The sequence below is a fragment of the Ochrobactrum sp. AP1BH01-1 genome, assembly GCF_018066705.1.
Classification (GTDB): domain Bacteria; phylum Pseudomonadota; class Alphaproteobacteria; order Rhizobiales; family Rhizobiaceae; genus Brucella.
On sequence record NZ_JAGPOU010000001.1, the window covers coordinates 911,759 to 935,072 of the forward strand.

Genomic DNA, 23,314 nt, shown 5'->3' on the forward strand with positions numbered 1-23,314 from the left:
ATGCAGCTATCGGGGCACTAGCCAGAGAAAAGCCTATGGCCTCATTCATTCTCCGCAGGTCGGGACAGGCGCTCATCGTTCTGATGGTCATGTCCATCCTTGTTTTCATTGGCGTTTACGTCATCGGCAATCCCGTCGACGTGCTCATATCGCCGGATGTTACACAGGAAATCCGCCAGCGAGTTATCGAGGAGTACGGCCTCAATCAGCCGCTCTGGAAACAATATGCCGACTTTGTAGCCAAGATCGTCAGCGGCGACTTCGGCAGATCCTTCGTCTTCAACATGCCGGTCAGCGAGCTCATTGCGCAACGACTACCTGCCACGCTGGAACTCGCAGTAATTGCAGTCTTGCTTGCCTCTCTGATCGGTATTCCTCTGGGCGTCTATGCCGGGTACAAGCCCGACGGGTTTGTTTCAAAGCTAATCATGGCTGGCTCGATACTCGGCTTCTCCGTTCCCACCTTCTGGATCGGCTTGATGCTGATCATGGTGTTTGCGGTTCAGCTTGGTATGCTGCCCGCAGGCGGGAGGGGTGCGACCGTCGATATTTTAGGCATCCCCTTTTCTTTTCTAACCCGGGATGGCTGGTCCCATCTCCTTCTACCAGTTCTCAATCTCGCTCTGTTCAAGATGGCAATGATGTGTCGATTGGCAGCGGCGGGTACGCGCGAGATCATGACGACCGACACGATCAAGTTCGCGCGTGCGGCGGGAATTCCGGAACGTACAATCCTGTATCGTCATGTATTGAAGCTGATCTCCATTCCGCTTGTTACAGTGTTTGGTCTGGAACTTGGATCGACACTTGCCTTTGCCCTTGTTACGGAAACAATTTTCAACTGGCCGGGTCTCGGCAAGCTTATCGTAGACTCCATCGCCTCGCTCGACCGTCCGGTCATGGTCGCCTATCTGATGATGGTCGCGATCCTTTTCGTCGTCATTAACCTATGCGTCGACCTGGCTTATGCCGCCCTCGATCCACGCCTGCGGCAGAAAGGTCGCTGAAATGACTGACACAACGTCGAGCCGATCTACTGTCCCAACAAGCGCTACTTCCCCTCTGAAGGCGTTCTGGCGAGCTTTTTCAAAGAACAAGGTAGCTGTGATCGCATTTGCGGTGGTTATAGTCATTGCTCTCTTGGCGATATTCGCCCCTTGGATCACGCCGCAAGACCCTTACGACCTCAAATCACTAGTGTTGCGCGATGCACGTCGCCCTCCCGGTTTTGTCGGCGCCAATGGCATGCACTATCTGCTCGGCTCCGACAGCCAGGGGCGTGATCTGCTGTCAGCAATTATCTACGGTTTGCGCATATCGCTTGAGATGGGGCTGATAGCAGGTGCTATCGCATTCAGCCTCGGCGCTGTTGTCGGCTGCTTTGCAGCCTATCTTGGCGGCAGGACAGAAACGTTCATCATGCGCCTTGTCGATATACAGTTGTCGTTCCCCGCAATCCTTCTGGCTTTCGTGGTTGCTGCCGTGCTCGGCCAAGGAAAGTGGCAGCTCATTCTGGCCCTCGTCTTTGCCCAATACGCCTATTTCGTGCGTACGGCGCACGGGGCTGCATCTGCAGAACTGCAGAAAGATTACGTTCTGGCTGCCTTGTCCGTACCTATGAGCGGCTGGCACGTGGTGACGAGGCATATCTTACCCAACTCCCTACCGCCGCTCATTGTTGTAGCGACAGTGCAAGTGGCTTCGGCTATTTCACTTGAAGCGACACTTTCCTTTCTCGGCGTTGGTCTTCCGCCGACAGAGCCATCCCTTGGAATGCTGATTGCCAATGGCTTCCAGTATCTTCTGTCAGGCCGGTATTGGATCTCCATTTATCCCGGCCTTGCACTCATCGTTCTGATCATGGCCATCAATCTTATGGGCGATCAGATCAGAGACATATTAAACCCGAGGTTGCGCAAATGACCGCTTTGTTACAAGTCGATAACCTCAGAACCTATTTCGAAACCGACAGCGGCACGGTGAAATCTGTCGACGGCATCTCGTTCGAGGTTGGCAAGGGCGAGATACTTGGCCTCGTAGGGGAATCCGGCTCTGGCAAATCGATCACTGGCTTCTCTCTGATTGGCCTGATTGACAAGCCAGGCAAAATTCAATCCGGAAGCTCAATCCGGTTGGAAGGCAGAGAGCTGGTCGGGCTGCCGGAAAGCCAATTGCGCAACATTCGCGGCAGGGAAATCTCGATGGTCTTTCAGGATCCGATGATGACCCTTAATCCGGTTCTCAAAGTCATCGATCAGATCGCAATGGCAATCCGTGCGCATGAAAAAGTCTCACACGCTGAAGTCCGTCGCAGAGCGATCGAAGCGCTGGCGCGTGTACGCATTGTCGAACCGGAAAAGAAGGTCGATCAGTATCCACACCAGTTTTCAGGTGGTATGCGTCAGCGCGTAGCGATTGCTATCGCACTGCTTCACAAGCCCAAACTGGTCATCGCCGACGAACCGACGACAGCGCTTGATGTATCTGTGCAAGCGGAAATTTTGAAAGAAGTGAAGGCCCTCGTCTCTGAACTTGGCATTTCGATGATCTGGATCAGCCACGATCTCGCAACCGTTGCCTCAATTTCGAAAAAGATAGCCGTTATGCGACTAGGCAAGATTGTCGAGACGGGGAGCGTCGCGGACGTTCTCGGCTCGCCCAAGCATCCCTACACACAAGGATTGCTCGATTCTCTTCCCTCACGAAAGAAACCGGGAGAGCTTTTGACATCAAGCGCGACCGAAAAATCCGGACAATTTTCTATCACAGAAGCAAGGAAAAATCGGCCCGCTGGTTCCAATCCCGATTTCGTTGCCGCCAACGATGTCACGATGATCTTCCAGAAGCCGGTTGGCTCTCTTGGCCGTTTTGCAAAGCGGCTCGGTCTCGCCAAACCAAGCCATGCCGTTCATGCCGTTCAGTCTGCTACGCTTACTATCGCGCGCGGGGAAGTACTGGGGCTGGTTGGGGAATCCGGCTCTGGAAAATCCACCCTCGGTCGTATCATCTGCGGTATTTCCACACCGACATCCGGCAGTGTCCTTGTCGATGGTCGCAAAGTCCGCGAGGATGATCGCAAGATCGGCACTTCGGTTCAAATGATCTTTCAGGATCCTTTTGCATCGCTCGACCCTCGCCGTACTATATTTCAGTCTGTTGCAGAGGGACCTATCGCGCACGGACTCTGCACGAAAAAAAACGCACGGGCTTACGTCGAGCGTTGGCTGAAAGCCGTCGCTTTCGATCCTGTTCTGGCGGATCGCTATCCGCACCAGTTTTCAGGCGGGCAACGGCAGCGCATCGCTATCGCTCGGGCACTGGCAATGCAACCGGAATTCATTGTATGCGATGAACCGGTCGCTTCACTGGATGTGTCTATTCAGGCGCAGGTCATCAATCTGTTGTTGCAACTGAAAAGAAGCCTTGATCTGACTTTGTTGTTTATCAGTCATGACCTATCGGTGGTTCGCCATCTTTGTGACCACGTAGTGGTCATGCATCACGGCAAGATCGTTGAACGAGGCACTGTTTCCGAAGTGTTCGCTCAGCCGAAGCAGCCCTACACGCAAATGCTTTTGAATGCTGTCCCGAAGCTGACCTGCTGACAAGGCTCGCCGCATTCTTTCACTCTTGGTGCGACTGATTTCAGAACTGGGTTGTGAACGCAGCGGCAAGTGCGACGTGGTACAAGGCATGTGGCAACACTGCCCCTCCCGCGGCCATACGCATACCTAGGATCGTTCTGAGCCGCGCCGGGTTTTGCAGGAGGTATCATCTCGTGAGAAACTGGAGCCGGCATGAGCAAAGCAATAGCAACAGGTTTTCACCGGAAATTCGTTCCCACGCGGTGCGGATGGTTCTCGCTGCTGCCGATAGATCTCCGCGCTGCAGGATTGGTATCGATTTTAGTGACGGAAACCATGGAAATTTCGAAACCGTCACGTAGCCTGGTGGCAGATTTCCCTCTGCATATCAGCATACACCCCAGCAGCATCGGAACAATACAGTTCCATGATGCCCGGGCGGTGGCGTTGATTGTTCCTTTGCATCAGCCAGTACCAATCTCCGCCAGCCGTCGGCAGCAATCCAGCATTGATAAATCCGAGAGAAAGAAAGCGTTCGACTGTTCTGGAGAGTTCTTGGTTTACGGGAATCTCTAGACAGGCAACCTGATGTGGCGGCAAAGCAATTAATTCATCAACATTATCAACGGCGATCGAATAGCCGCGAAGATCGGCAGCCGGTTTAATGACAGAATTGTTGCGTGCGTGCTCTCCAAACTGTTTGACCAATCTGGGTAGCCAGTTGGGATACTTCTCGGGGAAGCAATTCTTGGGTAATGGGCATGCCTTTATCGGTAAACAACCAATAACCACGCTTTCTGGTTCGGTATAACCGAAGGGGGAACTCACATAGTCGAGGATGAGCCCTGTCGTTAAAAAACCGAGCGCCGTCGCTATACGCTGGGTTATCAGGTGCGAGGCAACCTGCTTAATTGTTAAGGCTCGGATACCCATCTGCAAGGCAGTGGCGCATAAATGTTCAGCTAACCGTGTCGCAATACCCAGTCCCCGAAACTCTCGATGGACTGCGATCAGCGCTAGTTCAGCTACATCGTCCTCCGGTGACGTGCGAACCAATCCGGCATGGCCCACGATCATTCCATTTTCGACAGCCACTGCGCAACGCCAGTTTTCAGATGCGTTGCTCGCGCGTATTTGTGACGGTAAGTAGATTTTGAGATATGTATACTTGTCGCCATATACGGCTCGAAACAGCCCGCTCACTCCCTCAGCATCAGCAGGATCAAAATCTCGTATCGTGAGCATGGAAAGCTCCTCTTTAGTTCACCGGATTTGTTTGATAGGGTCTGTTGTCGACGACCCTCAGTAACTTTCCAGTTCTACTATTCAGCACCAGATCGGAGTGGTTGCAGAAGGTACAGCGCAACTCGGCCTGGCTATTTGCCTCAAGTTTCACCAGTGGCGGATTATTGAGGCGCACGAATTCAAGGACCTTGGCTGCTGCGTCTTCGTTGTCGGGCTGCGCAATTCTGACGTTAACAATGTTGACCGGGTCGGCGTAATCAATGACCAATTGCCATGAACATGCTCCGAGAGTACCAGCTATGAATGCGTCGATATCATCCGGATAAAGAGAGACGTAACCAATCCTGATACGCTTGCCTAAACTGCTGCGTCCCATCAGCCGGAATTTTCGGTTGGTCTGGCCAGTCTTCTCGACCCATACAGCGCGATCGCCAACAGGATAGCGAATGATCGGCATGAGTTTGCGCTGCAGATTGGTCACCACCAACATTCCGGGTTTGCCTGGTTCGGAAATGGCTGTCCCGTCCTGTTCATCGAGTATCTCGATAAGAGTAGCACCATCGAAACAGCGATGTTCATCTGCATCACAGTCCGGCGTGCTGGCGCCAATCAGTCCTGCGTCCACGCTTGCGCAGCCGATGGAGTTGCAGCGCGCGTTAGGAAAGGCACGCGCAATGACACCAAGTTGTGGCTTGAGAAGGCTCTCACCGCCGTAAAGCAGTTTTGTTATTTGGGGGAGGGTTTTCCCTCGTTCTATGAGCCACTCGCTAAGTGTAAGCAAGGTCGCCGGCAGAGCTGCGATGACATTGATTTGATAATTGACGATCCCCTCTGACACGTCAGCCAAGGCTGTCTGTCCAGTGAAAGGGAACTCGCACACCGGCTTTTCAACAAATCCCAGGGTGCCATGAATAAACAACAGGCTGGCGTAAAGGTCCCCACTGAAAAAGAGGTTGGCAATTCGATCATTGGGCTCAATGATTGATGAAACGCCGCTTGAGAATGTCTGCAGAAAAGCGTTCCATTCCTCTCGAGTGAATATGGACAGCTTACTCGCACCGGTCGTTCCGCCGCTTCTAAAGACAATTCCGCTGCCAACCGGGCCTGTGAGCACAGACCAATCCGATATTCCGCGCTCCATTTTCCAGTATTCTGTTGTATCTATGAGAGGGAGGTCATTGAGCGTGTAGTTTTGAAGTGAAATGCTTCTATAAAGATTGGCGAAAAATGGAGAATTCCGTCGGCTAAAATCAACTAGTTCCTCAAGAGAATACACTTAAATAACCTTTGATTGCTTAAAATTGATACCGATTAAATTATGCCGACAGGATCCGGACTTGTGAGCGCCTGTCAAGATAAAGAGCGGTCTTTTTGCTGTGCGGATTCAATTCAAATTGCGACGCAGGGCATGGATTGACCGAAAGACGCAACACACCCTCAACTACAGCTGTCGCAAGCGTCGTATACTGGGATATTGCTTTCAGAACAGCGTCGGCATCACCGTCGGCGAGAACAGTCAGCTTATCACAACCTGTTTCATCCTGATGTAGAATGAACTGCACAGGTACGCCCGCGAGGTTTGTCAAAGCAGAGAGATTGAGGAGACGTGTTCCGATACGTACAATCTGGCCATGTCGTCCTTCCAATTGGAAGCGTGGAGATTTCAGGCCGCAACCACAAGGTTCGGTCACCCAGCGGCCGACATCGCCGATTTCATAACGCTCGACGTGCTGCCCCTGGCGCTCACGTGAGGTGAAAATCAGACGGCCGCTCTGACCTTCAGCAACCGGCTTGTCGTCGTCCATAGCGACAATCTCCAGTGACTGAACATCCGCGAGCAGATGGAAAACACCATCAGGTGAAGCGGAACACGCATGACCAAGAGGCCCGGCGTCAACGGAGCCATAGATTGCGGAACAAATGAGTTTGACGCCAAATGACTGAATGAAACTACGCTGCTGTACTGAGAGATGTTCCCCGGCATAGAAGATTTTCTCAATGCCGCGATATTTATGCAGTTTTTCACGTTCCCGGAAAAACAGCTGGAATATGGTGCTGGGCATGCCGATAAGCGTGTTTGCCCTTTGTGCAATCAATATGTCGGCAGTTTCACTATAATCGTCATTTTTCGGGGCTCCCATCGGGAAATGGGTCGCCTCGAGTTTTTCCAGAATTGTAGTAAAAGATGGCATGCCACCGTACATATAGCCGGCGTAGAACAGGTTCATCACGCGGTCTCGAATGGGATCGAGGCCGGCAGCGTATAAGCCGTCGGCGGCTGCACGCATCTGTCGATGGTAGTCCTGATATGTGAACCCAGCGTGTTTCGGCTTGCCGCTGCTGCCGCCGCTACGAAAGAAAAGCTGCGCGCGCTCACTGATCGGATTTGTCTGAAAGGCGACCTTATCCATGATGTCGCCCCTATCCAGATTGATCGCTGGCGGCATGGTCTGGTTGAGTGCGGCACGTCCGCGAACCAAGTCTGGATTGAGCGTCACCGAGTTGCGCCGGGCCAATCGGGCGAGGGCATACACGCCATCATGCGGCGCCCCTTGATAGTTTTGCTGCATGCGCCCCGGTTCAACGATGCGATTGACCCCGGCAGCGAGCAACAGATCGGTCTTTTCAGCGAGTTCGGATTCCTTGGCGGCAAGAGCACAGCTCTGTAGGTAACTCCGCCATGGTCTCAATGTTCGGACAATCGCGCCTGCCGGCAATGGACGCAAGAGAAGGGTGCGAAACAGAGGAGACGGATCAAGCGCAGCCTTGTGCGCCCATTGTATTCTCCACCCGGTCCCTTCCCAGACGTGTCCTGCGGTGTCGGCGAAACCATTATCGAGCCTGACGAAAGCACTGCTCATCGTGATATCGGCAGCTTCTTGCTCATCAGGTTCCAGTATAGGCCAACATTGCGCGCGCCGATCAAATGCAGCGGCTAAGCCTTCACCTATTTCTCGCAAAACCTGCTCGTCTCCGCTATCGACAAATAGTAATTGCGGGCTCGAACAGGTCTGTTGATTGCTTCTGCAAACGTCGTCGGCGATTGCCTCAAGGAGGCTATTGTTTACGACGTCCGGCGTGACATATCCAAAACTTATACGATGCCCCCAATCGATCCACCGACAGCCGATTGGAAGCTGGTCGCGAATTGTTTTAAGAGCCTTGTCACCACCCCATGCAGATACAGCATCGACATGCGGAAGCAGAAGATTCAGCTGCGTGGATCGGATTGGTATCACAGCCAGATAAGCGCCAAGCACACTATTCGTATCGAACTCGAGAAACTTGCTCAGCAGCCTTGCTGTCAGATCCGCATCACCCCGTCCCGGGCGAAGCCAGTTGATGTTTCCCACCAGCAGGCTCTCGATCAGCGCGAAGAAAGGAAGCAGCGGCGAGTTGCTGGGAGTGATGTGGAGGACTATGCCGACAGGCGCCCAATTTTCAAAATGGCTTTGTCTGTAATTGATCCGGCGCAGGCTGCGTGGACTTTCCCCCAGTTCTCGTTGCAGCTTTTCGCGCAGCGACGCCGAGTTGCAGAAGTTTTTGATTTCATCACATTGCGCCTGCGAAAGCAGGAGTTCATCCGCGCAATTATCCACGCCCGCGACGAACCCATCACAGCATTGAAAAAGCACTTCAATAGGAAACGGTTGCGTCAGGGTCTGATCAACATCTTTCAGGAGAAAATCGACAACATCGGTCGGATTGAAAGCGGCGTGAAATGTTCCGTTGAGCAGATACATATCAAATATCCTTGATCAATTCAGAGGCGGAAAGAGCACAATTTCGGGCCGCCGTCTTGCTGGCTCTGCCCAGCAGGTGAAACCAATCGGTCTCGAGGCCGCATCCGCAGCTTTCCGCCGGGTGCAGCGTGGCAAGGTCACTCATTACAATGCTGTGGGCGGGTGCTGAAGTGATGTAAGGTGAGAGGAAATGCAGGAATCCACTCTCACCATATCCCTTTTGAACGAAGCTGCGTGTGCAGCGAATGCTGACCCTGGAATAAGCGGGCAAATGAAAGTGATGGTTTTTGCATTCGATGTAAGGGACGGGATGTTCCACCGCTCCATAGGAATCGCGACACCTTTCGTCGGCGAGACCTAATTGTTCCTGCATGCGTTTGTAGAGTCGGTGCTTCGGAATCTCTTGATCTGCATGGGTTTTCCAACCGCCACCAAAAAACGCGAGGGAACCCTCATGCAGGCGCAAGGGCGGGAGCGACAGTGCTCTCATGCGTTCGAGCACGAACCACATGAAAGATGGAAAACCCAGAATTCTGACTGGCAGCCCGTCCGCAGCATAGCGCTTCAAGGTTTCCATGACACCAAACGGGTCGAATTCATATCCAGTACCCGTATGGCGCAGCGCATACGCAACGCTGTTAACAGGGGCAAAGGAACTCAGAAAATTGCTGGTGAACGCAGTGCCAAGTTTGGCGTTCCCCGCTGGTTCATAATTCATCAGCAGGTAGTTGCACGGCTGATCCGGTGTGTTCCATCCATAATAGTCAAAGATTTTGGCGACCATGTATTGAGCCGAACCAATACTATGTTCGTCAAAACGCATTCGGCTCTTCTGCCCGCTTGTGCCGGACGATGTAAGTTCAAGTGCGCCCTCGCCGCTCTGGCTGATAACAAGATTCTTCTTAAAGTAGTTTGCAAATAACGGCGGAAGTTTTGACCAGTCTTCCATCGTTTCGATAGTCCTGGCATTGAAGCCCTGACTATCCAGCCAAGTGGCATAACCGTCAGCTGAAGCGCGATGATGCATGACAACTTCGCGCATGGCATCCGAAAAAATCTGCTCAGCCTCTATGGACTGCTCATACGGATGTTTGAGAGAGCAAAGCCGTTTAATATTATCCATGTGAATATCGACCTGATGATGGAAATAACGGGTGATTTTAGCTTGCGCTTTCGGCGGTGGTGACTCGGGAGGTCACCAAAAGGGAGAACAGCAACGTGACGGCGATCACCGCAGGAATGGAAACAAGGATGATGAAATGTTTCAGGTTGTCTCCGGCGCCCATAACTGTCAGAAATACTCCCCCGATCGCGTAGATGGTGACGTTGAGTACTCCGAGTAAGGCTGATGCTTTTCCAGTTGCGCCTATGGTCAGCGCGAGTATCTGCTGATAAATGATGGCGCTACAAATACCAAAGCCCGCAGCATAAATACTGAATCCAGAAATAAGTGCGATTGGAGTGTCGTTATATAATGTTGCGGTTAGTGCCCCCCCTGTTCCACCTGCGACCGCAATAATCCCGCCGCACAATACCGTCGTGAGGCTGAAGCGTTTGCATAGAATACCGAGCGCGAAATTACCAACAATTAGACCACCGAAAACCGGTATTTGCCAGAGTGAATATTCGAGGCCGCTATACCCGAGGCTATGCATTAGAAGTAAAGACGACAGGGCAATCCAAGAAATCAGAGGAAGGCCCACGAAGCCGAGGGCTGCACCTCCAAGCAGGAAGTGCCGATTAGCAGCAAAGCCCTGTAGTCACGGGCAATTTCGCGAATGCCAAGCGGCGTGCGCTGTATATAACGTCCGCCCCGGTGTTCGATATCTACCGTCTCTGGCATGCTCAACCACAGCCCGGCACTCAAAAGAAGGGTAATGACAGCCATGGCTAGAAACATTTCCCGCCAATCGATGTAATTTAGGAGAACGCTGCCAACAAAAGGCCCGCCGAGTGGCGAAAGGATTGCGACATTGGAGACGATCGCTAACACTCGCACTGCATCTTTTTCCGTAAAAGTCTCATGCACGGTTGGGAGGCCGATGGCAATGATAAATCCGATTCCCATGCCTTGAATAAAGCGTAGTATTTTGAACATCGTCATTGAACCGATAAATGCCGTGACGAAAAAGGCAAATGCGGATAACAAGCAGCCAGCAATCATTGGTTTGCGGCGCCCATAATAGTCTGACAACGAACCTATAATGAGTGGGACCACAACTCCGCCGAGCAAATAAAGATTGAGCGACAGCGGCACATCGAGAGGAGAGCCGCCCAATTGGTCAGCGATCCTCAACATTGAAGGCATGATGACGTCACTGGCAGCATAGACAATTAATTCATAAAGAGCTAGACAGACGCAAAAAAACAAAATTTTTGACTTCGATGATACAGTAACGCATTCTTTAATCATAATATTTCCATAAAAATTTCATTTATTTTGTAAATTTGAAATCGAAATCACCTGTTTAATCAGCAACTAAGTTTGTATATATTGTATATTAACATTATATATTATTATAAGTATGTTTTATTCGAAGTTGTTATTTATCGGTAATCGTCTCAAGTTATCAGGGTTGACATTGGGTCAACAGTCCAACAATTTGCTAAATAATAGTGTCGTGAGTGCCATATTTACCTTAAACTCCCCTTCTTCAGAACAGAGGTGAGAACGCGAATTAGCGGCACTCTATGCCGCAACCTGATTTCAGTGGAGTTGTGTGTTATGAGGCAATGTCGCAATTTTTCGTTTTTCCGCGCACACGCCGCACAGCCTCTTCCTGGCTTGTTGAGGAAACCTGTATATCAAGGGTGGAGCCAATAGATCTACTTGTATCGAGTGGTAGTCCTCTATGGCAAAGCCATTGATTTCTTGTCATCTGAACGCCGAAACCTGCCTGTAGAGCGCATTTTTTTAAAAAGCGATCACGTCCAATGGCACTCCTGAAAGGGAGCCAATCTCGCTGGGTTGCGAGCTATCAACGACCCTGAAATGTCACGCGGATCACCAAGGGAATGATGGGCTTTCAAAGCGTTTCATTCGGTGTCCGCCCTCTCGCCAACGTTGAGGTGGCCCGCACGTTTCCCAAGAGCCAGTTCGCCGATGACAATCGTTCGCGAGCTTTCAGACCGTTCGGGGCAAGACAAGACGCTCCGAAATTCTGTTGTGCTACGGATAGGGGATCGACCCGTTGCGGCATTCAAAGAAGGCAGTGTTATCAAGTAACTGCCGTCACTTGCAGATGGATCATGATATCCAATTTATGAGGATCAACCTCCGACCCATTATAGCATCCAGTTTTTTAACAAGATGTCTCATGCAACCCGCAATGTCTCGGACGATAATGCGGAGACTTCATGGATAAAGTACCAAGCAAAGCGCGGCTAGGATCTAAAATTTAAAACCACTGGGATGCCTACTGATCGGCCGGGCTTCAGTCTATCTGTCTGTTCTTTTGGGTCTATTGCGTGCATCCGCAAAGGGTGGTGAAATCTCGCTCTTGCGTTCTACTAAGAGATTGAAGTCTGCGACTGGCTGACGTTCCGGAGTTTTATCGACCGCTTTACGGCGCCATTCATTCATATCAAGAACATAGGTCGCCCACATGCCATAGCGAGCCGACATTGCGGCACGTTGGTACCCCATATATTGCGGATAAGCGGGAAAGGGGGAATCGACGCGTGCCCAACCCACGCGAAGCATTTCAAGACCAAGATCGCGGCTACGGACAGTGCAATAGGCTCGTGCAACTGCCTCATCGTCATAGCCAACGACAGTGCATGTCACCACATCCGCTCCTACGGTGCGTTTGAGCCACGCTTTTGCAAGAGGACCGCAGGGGACAGGTGCCGGGACTTTGACTGCCTGCACCTTTTTCTGCTGAGGAGTGAACGTCCATTGGGGCAATTCACAGGCATCTATGTCAGCAAGGCGTACGCGTTGAGCATAGGTTGCGAACCAAAGGGTTCGACCGTCCATAACAACTGCACGCCCTTTAATGGTTGCAACAGGCGCGGCCAAAGCCGGCTGCGCGGCGTGCAGTACTCCAGCGGCCAGTGGCTTGATCTTATCGGCTGCATAGGCCTGAGAAAGGACAAGGGGTGCCGAAATGAAGACGATGAGGGATTTCATTGCTTCGCTTTCTTCTTTTGCTTGCTACTTTTCCATCGTCGAGAGGAGTTATTATAAGCGGACGAGCTTCAGTGATCGGCCTTTGATATGAACTGCCATAGACCCGCGCGACGCTCCCGTGCCTGCGCCTCGGCCGCAGCATAGGGTTCATACAGAGGACGACCATCTTCACGGACCTCCGCAAAGGCAAAACCGCTCGAAATCAATATCATTGCAAGGTCTTGGCGATTTCCCCCTATCGCGGCGTAGCAAGTTACAGTGGTGGTATCGGCGACCTTCATAACGGGGGCGCAAACTGGCCTGGTATCCTTGATGTATGCGGCCAAAACTGCCCGTGAAGCATCGTCGCGGTTCTTCTTTTCGCCCGCTTTATTTGTAAAGGTCGCGCCGGTAGAGAATGACTGGACTCCAAACAGGCGATACCGGGTTCCATCGGTGATCCACCCACCACCAGCCTCCAGAGCTACCGTGGGCTGAAGATCAAAATACCCGTTGGGGCCGGAGGACGCGGGATCGGGAAATAACCAGCACACAGCTGAACAAAAAATTGCCCGCTTCGTTATCCTTTCCCAGGTCGTTCCGCATACCAATGATAATCCTCCTTCACACGCCATATGCTCCCAACATCAAGGCGTCACGGGCGTACATGCCGCCACTTGGGCATTTCTCTCAGCACTGCAAAGTTAAATCCCCAGATAACAGCACCCTCATCCAAGTAGAGATAATTATTTTTATTCCTTACAGCAAATCCATAATTATTATTCCCTAATTATTGTAATTTCCAGTAATTTTAAGCCATGCTTAGCTAACGATACGATCGTACGAGTATATATTGTTTAGTTCTTTAATTTAAAACGACCTCAACCAAACAAAAAATTGGTTAAAAAATTTAGGGGTAGGGATGGGAGACGGAATTCTAAAAATATTCCTGTCGAGCACTGTGCTCTCGATCCAGGTTGGAATTACATCCGCGTGGTCTGCTGAAAACGACAGAAGCAATCCCTCCCTGTTGAGAAGCGCTGGGGGCGTGTCAGCAGGAAATAACGGCAAATCAGCATCGGTGCCAACAGTATCTGATCGTCGCAAGCCGTCAGAGAGTAGGGAATTCATCCTCGGGGCTGACGGCGTTGCAATAGCCGCAGAAAACAGCGAGGATCCGACCGATAGCGGCAGCACGGCGGTCGCGTATGCTGCGACCGGTTCGCTTAAATATTTTACCGGTATGGCGAACAATAATGCACCGTCGAGCAGATCGGCAGCATCGCCGGTACCGGAATGCGGCCCCTCTCCGCTCCCCCCTGAAAAGATCAAGATACTGGTGGAACAGGCTGCGCGACGGCATCAGGTGGATGAGTTGTTTGCGGATGCGATCACCTGGGCCGAGAGCCAGTTTGATCGATCCCGAAATTCAGACAAGGGCGCGCGCGGTCCGATGCAGCTCATGCCGGACACGGCAGCCCGGTTCGGTGTGCGGGACGTCTGCGATCCGGAAGCCAACATCGAAGGTGGGATGAAATATCTTCGTGCCCTTCTGGATGAGTTCCGCAATCCGCTGCTGGTAGCCGCTGCATACAATGCAGGTGAAAGCCGCGTTTACGAATATGGCGGCATCCCGCCTTTCAAGGAAACGGTCGGTTACGTGGCAAAGGTCGTCAACTACGAGATGGGCATTCCCACGCCAGCCCGGAAAAGCAGGGTATCCGGCAAAAATATGAATCCGGCTCCCGACATGGCCAGCCAAACCGAAACCGGTGTCATCGCCGTAAAAAAGAACGGCACGTTCGTGGGCGGCGTAATGCATTTTTAAAAGGAGAGAAGAATGAACAATGGCATATACACGGACTGGCGCGTCACAACCGCAAAACTGGCGGTCTGCCTCAGTCTGCTGGCTGCGATGCAAGTTGCCGGAGCAGATATGGCAATGGCGGCGGACGGCGGTCTCGGCGGTGGCTTCGATTCGATCCAGAACGCTTTTCAGGCAATTATAGAATTCATCGACGGCCCGTTCGGTCGGCTGTTCGCTATCATTGCGGTCACGGGACTGGGCTTCCTGGCTTTCGCTGGTCGCCTAAGTTGGTTCTTCGCCGGTAGCGTGATCCTCGGTATAGGTCTGGTATTTGGCGCTCAGTCGATCGTCGATCAATTGATCAGCACAGTTGGACATAAATGACTGAACACGAGGACGTTAAGCCGCAACTGATCCCATTGGTCATCGGACTGACACGATCCCCGACGATGTGGGGGGTTCCCTATATGGCGGTAGTTATAGTGATCGGCGTCACCATCATCGGGTGGCTGGCCAGCAAGTCCTTTTGGACATTGCTTTTTGCCCCAGTCAGTTACGTCACTCTGTTTTCGCTGTGCGCTTGGGACAACAAGATCCTCGATATTCTGGAAGTTACCACCCGCAAGACGCCGAGAACCCCCAACAAGTCCTTTTGGGGAACTAACTCGTATGGACCGTAGCAAATGCTAAAAGTCATCAGGGAAGAACTCGGATTTGGCAAAGCCGCCCACAAAGAGCGGCCGATGGCAGCCCATATCCCCTATCTGCGGCATATTTCCGATACCGTCATCGGCCTCGAAAACGGTGCGATTATGTCGACCATCAAGCTTGACGGCCTCTTTTTTCAGACCGAGGACCAAGCCGAACTCAACATGCGTGCGAACGTACAGAATACGATCATTCGAGCACTGGGGTCGAGCCGTTTTTCCATATGGTCGACAGTGGTTCGCCGACAGGCGGATACTGAAATCACCGGCACGTTCGATGATCCGTTCTGCGACCAACTCAATACCCGCTACCTGAATCAGTTGCGCCGCAAACGCATGTTCGCCAATGAAATTTATCTTTCGGTTGTTCGCACCAATATGCGGGGTGCGCTTGGCCTGAGCGATATTGTCAGCCGCACCTTCGCAAGATCGGGCGGGGCGGAAGCCCGAGACCGGCAGACGCGGGAAATGGTGACGGAACTCGAAGAACTCGTTTCCAACATGACGCGCGAACTGCAAAAATACGGAGCGCGCACGCTGGGCGTCACCTATCGCGACGGAGAGCCTTATTCCGAATCTTGCGAGTTCATCAACACGATTTTGACCTGCGGCATTCCTCGGAAGATGCGATTGCCACGGATGGGAATCCGCAATTATGTCGGGACTTCGCGCCTGCATTTTGGCAGGCGGGCAATGCAGACGCAGGCGCCCACCGAGGAAGATTGTCGCTACGGCGCGATGCTCTCCATCAAGGAATATCCGCCTTATACAGGCCCCGGAATGCTGGACGGGCTTCTGCAGGTGAGCCACGAATTCATCCTGACACAGAGCTTCACGCTTTCCGACAAACCGATAGCCCAGGAACGTATCACGCGACTCCAGCGTCAAATATCGGCATCGGACGAAGCGGGAAGCTCCGTAGAAAGTGATATCGATTTCGCCCTGAACAGCCTCATGAACCAGGAGGCTGTCTTCGGTATCCATCATTTCTCGTTGCTGTGCCTTTCCCGCGATCTCGAAGGCTTGAACAAGACCGTTTCCGAACTCGGAAGCTGCCTGACGGACATGAATGTCAACTGGCTGCGCGAGGACATGAATCTCGAGGCTTCTTTCTGGGCGCAACTTCCCGGCAATCATAGCTATCGCGCGCGCAAGGCCATGCTGTCTTCGGCCAATTTTTCCGGCCTCTCCTCAATGCATAATTTCGCGACGGGCCAATCCGATAACCTGCATTGGAAATTGCCGATCACGATCCTCGAAACCACGTCGCAAACGCCATACTGGTTTAATTTTCACCGTCGCGACATCGGTCATTTTCTTGTCACCGGTCCAACCGGCTCGGGCAAGACTGTTGCTCTGACTTTCATGCTGGCACAGGCGATGCGCGTCAAACCCACACCGAAGGCCGTTTTCTTCGACAAGGATCGGGGTGCGGAGATTTTCGTGCGGGCCATGGGTGGAACCTATGAAATTCTATCACCTGGCACACCGACAGGGTTCAACCCGCTTCAATTGGAAAATACCGGACCAAATCGCGACTTTCTGCTGCGCCTTCTGAAATCGATACTGCGAGCGAATGATCGCCGCGACTTTTCCCAGGAAGATGCAGATACGCTTGAGCGCGCAATTGCCCGCATCATGGAGGAGCCGGCCGCACAGCGCAATCTGCCGAACCTTTCCGGCCTTCTACTCGGCCGCTCGCGAGCGGATGCCAATGATCTGGCCTCGCGCCTGCGCCCATGGATCGACGGTGAAAAGGCGTGGCTGTTCAACGCCCAAAATGATGTTCTGTCATTCTCCGACCGCAGCGTTTTCGGTTTTGACATGACAAATGTCCTCGGCAACGAGGATATCCGCACGCCCGCACTGATGTATCTCTATCATCGGCTTGATGAACTCTTGAACGGCGATCCCGTCATGTTTTTCATGGATGAGGGCTGGCAACTGCTGATGGATGATACATTCAGCAATTTCATTGTCGACAAGATGAAAACCATCCGCAAGCTCAACGGCATTGTCGGCTTTGGAACGCAGTCAGCAGCCGATATTGCCAAGGCTAAGGCCTCGCACACGCTGATCGAACAGTCGTCGACGAATATCCATTTTCCCAATCCCCGCGCCGACGAGGAAAGTTATATCAAGCGCTTCGGCCTGACTTTCAAGGAATTCAATTTCATCAAGAACACCCCGCCCGAAAAACGCACGTTCCTCATCAAGCACGGGAATGATTCCGTCATTGCCCGTCTTGATCTTTCGGCGATGCCCGACCTGGTTAAGGTGCTTTCCGGCAGAAAAGAGACCGTCGAGGAATGCGCTGTCCTGCGGGAACGCCTAGGCGATGATCCTCAGGATTGGCTGCCGATTTTTTGTGGCTGGAGGACCTGAAAGAAGCAATAGACCCCAACTAAGGATTTTAACAATGGAGACCAAAATGAAAAAGTTTGTATTGCTTACAAGTTTTGTCGCAGCTCCTTTCCTATACTCTCAAAACGCGTCAGCTTTCCCTGTTGAAGATATTGCAACGGAAACAAGCACAGGTAGTATTGACAGTACTACAAAATCAATTCTTGGGACTGATAAGGAAATATCAAAGAATACGAGCGATATTTTAGATACAGATAAAAAAATACTTGACACCGTTGAAAAAACCCTGAAGGCGATTACTGGAGACCGCACAAAGGACTCCCAAACGGCAAGCGCAGCAGCCGGTCAGACCTCCACCAGCGCCAACAGCACGCCGAGCTTAGCCAGTCAAGCGGCAACGGCCGCGATAGATAATATATCGAAGATGGCAACCGTCACTTTCGGTACTACCGCCACTCCGGGCGACGGGAAAACAAAAAATCCATCACTTCAAGCATCAGCCACGACGACAGTCGACCTCGGTGCAATAATTGCCGGTATCTTGAGGGCAAGCATAGCCAGGGACACATCGTTACAACAAGCATCTCAGCAAATCGGACAAACTCAAGATCTCAAAGGGTCTATAGACCAAAACAGTCAATTGCAAGTTCAGAACGGAAAAATATTGAACGAAATAGTCGGCGTACTGAATGGAAATCTGGCATCAAGCGAATCAAGAAACAGAACAGATGTTACAAATACTTTTAACAGCATGGACGCAATGAGCTATAAAGAAAATTAATCAGATGAAACCGATGTACGGAATCTTTGCTTTATTTATAGCAGCAAATATTTTAACTGGATGCGGAGCGGTTAAAGAAAAAGCCGCTCCGTGTAAACGCCCAGCTAATCTTACATCGTTCGCTGAAGATTCCCGGCGGGATTGCGGGCCAATGGCGCTCGTCAACGGTGACGGCGTCACCGCCCAGGCGGCGATAAATGCAATGACGGCTCAATAGATCGGGGGTATGAGATGAGCGACTTTCTGGGTGATATACTGGTTCGCGTGGACCAGACCGGCGCCACATTTTCCAATCAAGCCTACAGCATTATCAGCAACCAGATTTCGCCTTTGCTCAATGTGTTGCTGATCGCTTACGTCATCTATTACGGCCTGCAGCTCATAATGGGTACGTCGCAAATTACAGTAGCTACGGTGGTCGGTCGGCTAATTCGTATGATTGTCATCTTCGTGCTGATCAGGAACTGGGGTTATGTCAACAACTCCATCTATAGTTGGCTGAACGAGACTCCTAAAGAGCTTGGGACAACATTACTGAATATCCTCGGAACCAACGTCAACAACGTAACCGCTGGATTGTCGCTCATCTGGAAATGCGCCAACCTCGCTGCCGATGCCTATGCCCAAAAAAGCGGATACCTGGCGGTCCTGCCATCACTCGTCGGCCTGTTGCTACTGACTGGCGCCTTATCCTTTATCGGCTTGGCGCTCTCTATACTGCTGCTGGCCAAGGTCGTAACCTGGATACTGATTGGGACAGCCCCCATTTTCATTGCCTGCATGCTGTTTGAACAATCCCGCGGAATTGGCCGGGCCTGGTTTCAGCAATTGCTCCTATATGCAATGCTTCCGCTATTTCTCTACGTCATTTGCGCCTTCCTCCTTGAAGCAATCGATCCGGATTTAAACCGGCTGCTTAACGCCGACTCTACAACGATCACTTTAATTGACATGCGTGGCTTTGTTCTGCTGTGCGCTGCTAGTGCATTCGTTGTGGCCAATATTCATGCACTTGCCCGAGGAATCGCGAGCGGTTTAACCGTGGGGATAAGTAGGTTCACCAGAAAAATCGAACACATCCCCGGTTTTGGCACTTCCCCTCAAATCGCGCGGACCGGCACGGCAAACAGTCCCTATTTGGGCAGAGGCTCGCGTTTTTATCGCGACAGCCGCTCCTACATTTCGCCGATCCGCCGCGGCGAAATGGAAGCAATGCAAAACAGGATACGCAACAACAGTCTGCCCCAGTGAGACCGCACATCCACGAAACTTATCGGCTAGATCATGACTGATTCAAAAGAAGCTGCATTGAGAAGTTACTTTCAGGATGGCGACCGTTGGGAAAACGAAATCGTCCGGAAAGCCAAGCGATCAAGAACCCTTGCGTGGTTTGTGACCATGATATTCGGGTTGATGTCAATTTGTGCGCTGCTTGCGCTCGTTATGCTGGTTCCGCTGAAATCCTTCGAACCGGTCATCGTGGTCGTTGATAAAAATACGGGCTACATTGAAACCAAAAGCGGCCTGACCAAGCCGCAGGATCTGACAGAGTCGCGCGCCATCACGCAGGCTAATGTCGTACGCTACATTCGAACCCGTGAGGGCTACGACCCTTATGCGATCAGCGACAATTATGGCATCGCGGCGCTGTTATCGACCGGTGACGCCGCTCGCGAGCTGCAGAACCAATATAGCAGCACGAACCCTAACAATCCGGCTCGTGTCTATGGACAGTACAAACAGGTATATGTCGATGTGAAATCCGTCACATTCCCGAATGAATCGACCGCGCTCGTTCGTTTTTCCACGACCGAGAAGTCCGACACCGATGCCAGAACGAAGCACTTTATATCTGTAGTGCGCTATCGCTATACGACCGAACCCACCACCAACGAATGGCGTTTCGAAAATCCTCTTGGCTTCCAGGTCTATAATTACCGGCGCGATCAGGAAACGGTCACCGAAGGAGGCAAAGAATGAGAAGGCTCCTCTTTTTGACGGCAGTCTTCTCAGCCGCCATTTTTCCCTATGCCTACGGCTCCGAAACGCCCCGTCCCGGTTCTCTCGATCCGCGTGTGACCAGTGTCGTGTATCAGCCGAATAATGTCGTCAGAATTTCCGCGACATATGGGATATCGACAATGATCATCTTTGATGAAGACGAGAAGTTCGAGACCATTTCCCTCGGCGATACGGACAGCTGGCAGGTCGCTCCGGTCGAGAAGGGCAACATTCTATTCGTCAAGCCGACAGCGAAAAACGTCGTGACAAATATGAACGTCGTTACAACAAAGCGGATCTATTTTCTTGAGTTGTATGACTATGCCCCCGAAGCCGGGAAGAAGATTTTTGGCGTTCGGTTCATTTATCCTGAAAAGGACGTCAATGCGGCAATCCGCAAGGAGGCTGAATTTCGTGCTGCCAATCCCAACATCTCGGCGATTGACAAAGCAAACGTCAATCTGGACTACTCGTTTACCGGCGATACGAAGCTGAAGCCGTCGATGGTTTTCGATGACGGTAAGAAGACATTCTTTAAATTCACTGGACGGACGCCGGCAATCTTCGCTGTGAATAGCAATTTCTCCGAAACACTCCGGAATTTCCGCAAGGAAGGCGAATATCTTGTGCTGGACGGAACGGCCACACAGTACACGTTGCGTGACGGCGATCAGTGGATATGCATCTTCAATCTGAGAAAGCCGGATTTTGCCGCACCAGATCCAGACATTCTGGGCCCTACCCCTGATCCACTAGCGCGCATGCGAGGAAGGAGCGGCAACAGATGAAACAGTCTCCAGAACTTGAAGCCTTGTCCTCCGTGGACGAGGCCAACGTCAGCGACAAGAATGCCAAGCGCAATCAGAAGGCTGCAATGGCAATATTTCTGCTGGCAGGCGTCGCGATGGTCTATTTTATCCTGAAGCCATCAAACAAGCCCGAAAATCTGTTGAACGGGGATGAACAATTCAACACGAATACCTTCCGTCCGCCTTCGTTCACCCGCAAGGTGGAACAGCCAGTTACTTCCCAGCCCGAAGTAATCAACCTTCCACCACCGCCCCCGTTGGAGGAGCCAGCAGCACCTCAGACCGTCGAGGAATTTCCGCAACGTTTTAAGTCCAAACTGATTGAGATTGACCACTCCCAAGCGGTTGCATCCGGCGATGGTGGAGGAACCGACGCAGGACCAAGTGTGGCGGGAAGTGATAGCAACAGTAAGTTTTTGGCGACGGCCTCTACCATGGAAACACGGAGCGCGAAAGCAACAAAGATAAAGCGCATTGATGCTGTTGTGCCTGAAGGGACATTGATCCCTGGCATTCTAGAAACGGCGATTGTAAGCGATCTACCGGGACAGATTCGCGCTATTACGTCAGAAAATGTCTATTCCTTTGACGGACGCCGCGTTCTCATTCCCGCCGGAACCCGCCTCATCGGAGAGTATCAGAGCGATGTCATGACCGGCCAAACCCGAATATTCGTGATATGGACGCGTTTGCTACGCGACGATGGCGTCTCTGTCCGCCTGAACTCGATCGGCAGTGACAGTCTTGGACGTTCTGGTCTCACAGGCATTGTCGACAAAAAATGGCGCGAAAGGTTTGGCGCATCGATCATGCTGTCCGTCGTGGGCGCTGGCGCAAGCTATCTGATGGGATATGGAACCAATAATACATCCAGCCAGAGCAATGATGGCGCACAGCAGGCTGAAGCGCTGGCGCGCCAAACTATCGCACAGACGTTCAGCCAGATGGCGAACACCGCTCTGAGCGATAGTCTGCGCATTAAGCCGACAATCAGCGTTCATCAAGGCGAACGCATCTTCATTTTCGTGCGCCAGGACCTCGATTTTTCCGCGATGTACGACGACCCGGTGACAGAAGCGATAAAGGATATTCAACGTGAACGCGGGGGCAAATAGCATTGCTGGGGGCGAAACAAAGCAAGCATTATTTCCTCGAGCGAGCATTAGAACCTTTGAGGCAGTTTCTCGATGATCCCAAAGTCGTTGAAATCGCAGTAAACAGACCCGGCCACGTCTACATTGAGCGCCTCGGTGCCGATCACATGCAGTTTCACGCGATTGACGTTCTAACCGCAGCAGAAATCCAGAATATAGGCGAGCGCGTTGCCGGTTCGACCGACCAGTTTATCAGCAAGTCCGCTCCCATCCTCAGCGCTGCACTCCCGACCGGAGAGCGTATCCAGGTGGTTCTTCCCCCAGCAGCTCCCGAAGGGGGCTCTATCTCCATCCGTAAACAGGTCGTCAATAATATGGACCTGGAACAATATCGAGACAGTGGATCGCTCGATAAAGTTTCTGTAGCGGTCGGAGGGTTGAGCGGTATTGACCGACAACTCATAGGTTATCTGCAAGAAAATAGGATATATGACTTTATTCATACTGCGATCACGCAACGCATATCAATCCTCATCAGTGGAGGAACATCGTCTGGGAAAACCACATTCCTAAACGCGTGCCTGAAATCGGTGCATCCGCAAGAGAGAATCCTCACACTAGAAGATACGCGTGAACTGTTTCCACCACAGAGAAATTGTGTTCATCTCATCGCATCGAAGGGCGGCCAGGGAACGGCTGACGTCACGATCCAACATTTGCTCGAAGCTTCGCTGCGTATGCGGCCCGATCGACTTTTTGTCGGCGAAATCCGCGGCGCCGAGGCATTTTCGTTCTTGCGCGCGATCAACACGGGCCATCCCGGTTCCATGTCCACGGTTCATGCCGACACGCCCCTGGGTGCATATGAACAGATTGCCATGATGATGATGCAAGCCGGTCTTTCGGGCGGATATGCAAAGCAGGACCTCCTGTCCTATATCCGCATGGTGATCCCAATTGTCATTCAGTTACGACGGGAGGGCGGCAAGCGTGGCGTTTCGGAAATTTTCTTTGCGCGACACCAAGAGTGATATTCTTGATTTATCGATCCGTACGATTTTCAGCTTC

22 protein-coding genes are annotated in these 23,314 nt (G+C 52.0%); 14 read left to right on the forward strand and 8 right to left on the reverse strand.

Features of this window, described 5'->3' with window-relative positions; all coding sequences use genetic code 11:
* Window positions 1–35: 35 nt before the first annotated feature.
* Genes J9800_RS04295 through J9800_RS04305 form a run of 3 tightly spaced genes read left to right on the forward strand, consistent with a single transcriptional unit; the run spans window position 36 to window position 3,605 of the window.
* The gene (locus tag J9800_RS04295) at window positions 36–1,007 is read left to right on the forward strand and encodes an ABC transporter permease (protein WP_112590220.1); all 972 of its coding nucleotides are present in this window, start codon (window positions 36–38) and stop codon (window positions 1,005–1,007) included.
* Between the two features lies 1 nt (window position 1,008).
* On the forward strand, window positions 1,009–1,923 hold the full coding sequence (locus J9800_RS04300) for an ABC transporter permease (protein WP_286167645.1): 915 nt from the start codon (window positions 1,009–1,011) through the stop codon (window positions 1,921–1,923).
* A complete protein-coding gene (locus J9800_RS04305) occupies window positions 1,818–3,605 on the forward strand; it encodes a dipeptide ABC transporter ATP-binding protein (RefSeq protein WP_286191504.1) in 1,788 nt (595 codons plus the stop codon). The genes J9800_RS04300 and J9800_RS04305 overlap by 106 nt, the downstream gene beginning before the upstream one ends.
* Window positions 3,606–3,938: 333 nt before the next feature.
* Here the strand turns inward: J9800_RS04305 and J9800_RS04310 are convergent, their stop codons facing one another.
* The 8 genes from J9800_RS04310 to J9800_RS04345 form a co-directional block, all read right to left on the reverse strand.
* The gene (locus J9800_RS04310; RefSeq protein ID WP_114217078.1) at window positions 3,939–4,829 is read right to left on the reverse strand and encodes a GNAT family N-acetyltransferase; all 891 of its coding nucleotides are present in this window, start codon (window positions 4,827–4,829) and stop codon (window positions 3,939–3,941) included.
* Window positions 4,830–4,842: 13 nt separating this feature from the next.
* The gene (locus J9800_RS04315) at window positions 4,843–6,105 is read right to left on the reverse strand and encodes a phenylacetate--CoA ligase family protein (RefSeq protein ID WP_162792706.1); all 1,263 of its coding nucleotides are present in this window, start codon (window positions 6,103–6,105) and stop codon (window positions 4,843–4,845) included.
* Between the two features lie 40 nt (window positions 6,106–6,145).
* Window positions 6,146–8,572 carry an acyl-CoA reductase gene (locus tag J9800_RS04320; protein WP_114217077.1) on the reverse strand — a complete coding sequence of 809 codons (2,427 nt, stop codon included), beginning with the start codon at window positions 8,570–8,572 and terminating at the stop codon, window positions 6,146–6,148.
* 1 nt (window position 8,573) lies between these two features.
* Window positions 8,574–9,695 (reverse strand): LuxE/PaaK family acyltransferase, encoded by a 1,122-nt coding sequence (locus J9800_RS04325; RefSeq protein WP_210845620.1) that lies wholly within the window; start codon window positions 9,693–9,695, stop codon window positions 8,574–8,576.
* 37 nt (window positions 9,696–9,732) lie between these two features.
* On the reverse strand, window positions 9,733–10,275 hold the full coding sequence (locus tag J9800_RS04330; RefSeq protein WP_210845622.1) for a hypothetical protein: 543 nt from the start codon (window positions 10,273–10,275) through the stop codon (window positions 9,733–9,735).
* The gene (locus J9800_RS04335; protein ID WP_210845624.1) at window positions 10,260–10,985 is read right to left on the reverse strand and encodes an MFS transporter; all 726 of its coding nucleotides are present in this window, start codon (window positions 10,983–10,985) and stop codon (window positions 10,260–10,262) included. The genes J9800_RS04330 and J9800_RS04335 overlap by 16 nt, the downstream gene beginning before the upstream one ends.
* A 1,026-nt stretch (window positions 10,986–12,011) precedes the next feature.
* On the reverse strand, window positions 12,012–12,704 hold the full coding sequence (locus J9800_RS04340) for a thermonuclease family protein (protein ID WP_114217074.1): 693 nt from the start codon (window positions 12,702–12,704) through the stop codon (window positions 12,012–12,014).
* A gap of 68 nt (window positions 12,705–12,772) precedes the next feature.
* A complete protein-coding gene (locus J9800_RS04345; RefSeq protein WP_286167644.1) occupies window positions 12,773–13,294 on the reverse strand; it encodes a thermonuclease family protein in 522 nt (173 codons plus the stop codon).
* Between the two features lie 311 nt (window positions 13,295–13,605).
* Between J9800_RS04345 and J9800_RS04350 the strand changes: the two genes are divergently transcribed.
* The 11 genes from J9800_RS04350 to virB11 are packed head-to-tail and all read left to right on the forward strand — an operon-like array spanning window position 13,606 to window position 23,277.
* Complete coding sequence (locus tag J9800_RS04350; protein WP_114217073.1) at window positions 13,606–14,511, forward strand: lytic transglycosylase domain-containing protein; 906 nt, start codon at window positions 13,606–13,608, stop codon at window positions 14,509–14,511.
* Between the two features lie 12 nt (window positions 14,512–14,523).
* Complete coding sequence (locus J9800_RS04355; RefSeq protein WP_114217072.1) at window positions 14,524–14,874, forward strand: TrbC/VirB2 family type IV secretion system protein; 351 nt, start codon at window positions 14,524–14,526, stop codon at window positions 14,872–14,874.
* Window positions 14,871–15,170 carry a VirB3 family type IV secretion system protein gene (locus J9800_RS04360; RefSeq protein ID WP_114217071.1) on the forward strand — a complete coding sequence of 100 codons (300 nt, stop codon included), beginning with the start codon at window positions 14,871–14,873 and terminating at the stop codon, window positions 15,168–15,170. Before J9800_RS04355 ends, J9800_RS04360 begins: the two co-directional genes overlap by 4 nt.
* A gap of 3 nt (window positions 15,171–15,173) precedes the next feature.
* Entirely contained in the window at window positions 15,174–17,582 is a 2,409-nt protein-coding gene (locus tag J9800_RS04365; protein ID WP_114217070.1) for a VirB4 family type IV secretion/conjugal transfer ATPase, read from the forward strand.
* Between the two features lie 46 nt (window positions 17,583–17,628).
* On the forward strand, window positions 17,629–18,342 hold the full coding sequence (locus J9800_RS04370) for a hypothetical protein (protein ID WP_162792705.1): 714 nt from the start codon (window positions 17,629–17,631) through the stop codon (window positions 18,340–18,342).
* Between the two features lie 4 nt (window positions 18,343–18,346).
* Entirely contained in the window at window positions 18,347–18,559 is a 213-nt protein-coding gene (locus J9800_RS04375) for a hypothetical protein (protein WP_114217068.1), read from the forward strand.
* 14 nt (window positions 18,560–18,573) lie between these two features.
* Window positions 18,574–19,593 (forward strand): TrbL/VirB6 family protein, encoded by a 1,020-nt coding sequence (locus J9800_RS04380; protein ID WP_114217067.1) that lies wholly within the window; start codon window positions 18,574–18,576, stop codon window positions 19,591–19,593.
* A 33-nt stretch (window positions 19,594–19,626) separates the two neighbouring features.
* On the forward strand, window positions 19,627–20,322 hold the full coding sequence (locus tag J9800_RS04385; protein WP_114217066.1) for a VirB8 family type IV secretion system protein: 696 nt from the start codon (window positions 19,627–19,629) through the stop codon (window positions 20,320–20,322).
* A complete protein-coding gene (locus J9800_RS04390) occupies window positions 20,319–21,131 on the forward strand; it encodes a TrbG/VirB9 family P-type conjugative transfer protein (protein ID WP_112590177.1) in 813 nt (270 codons plus the stop codon). The genes J9800_RS04385 and J9800_RS04390 overlap by 4 nt, the downstream gene beginning before the upstream one ends.
* On the forward strand, window positions 21,128–22,267 hold the full coding sequence (gene virB10, locus J9800_RS04395; RefSeq protein ID WP_114217065.1) for a type IV secretion system protein VirB10: 1,140 nt from the start codon (window positions 21,128–21,130) through the stop codon (window positions 22,265–22,267). The genes J9800_RS04390 and virB10 overlap by 4 nt, the downstream gene beginning before the upstream one ends.
* A gap of 2 nt (window positions 22,268–22,269) precedes the next feature.
* Window positions 22,270–23,277 (forward strand): P-type DNA transfer ATPase VirB11, encoded by a 1,008-nt coding sequence (gene virB11, locus J9800_RS04400; RefSeq protein WP_286167642.1) that lies wholly within the window; start codon window positions 22,270–22,272, stop codon window positions 23,275–23,277.
* Window positions 23,278–23,314 lie beyond the last annotated feature (37 nt).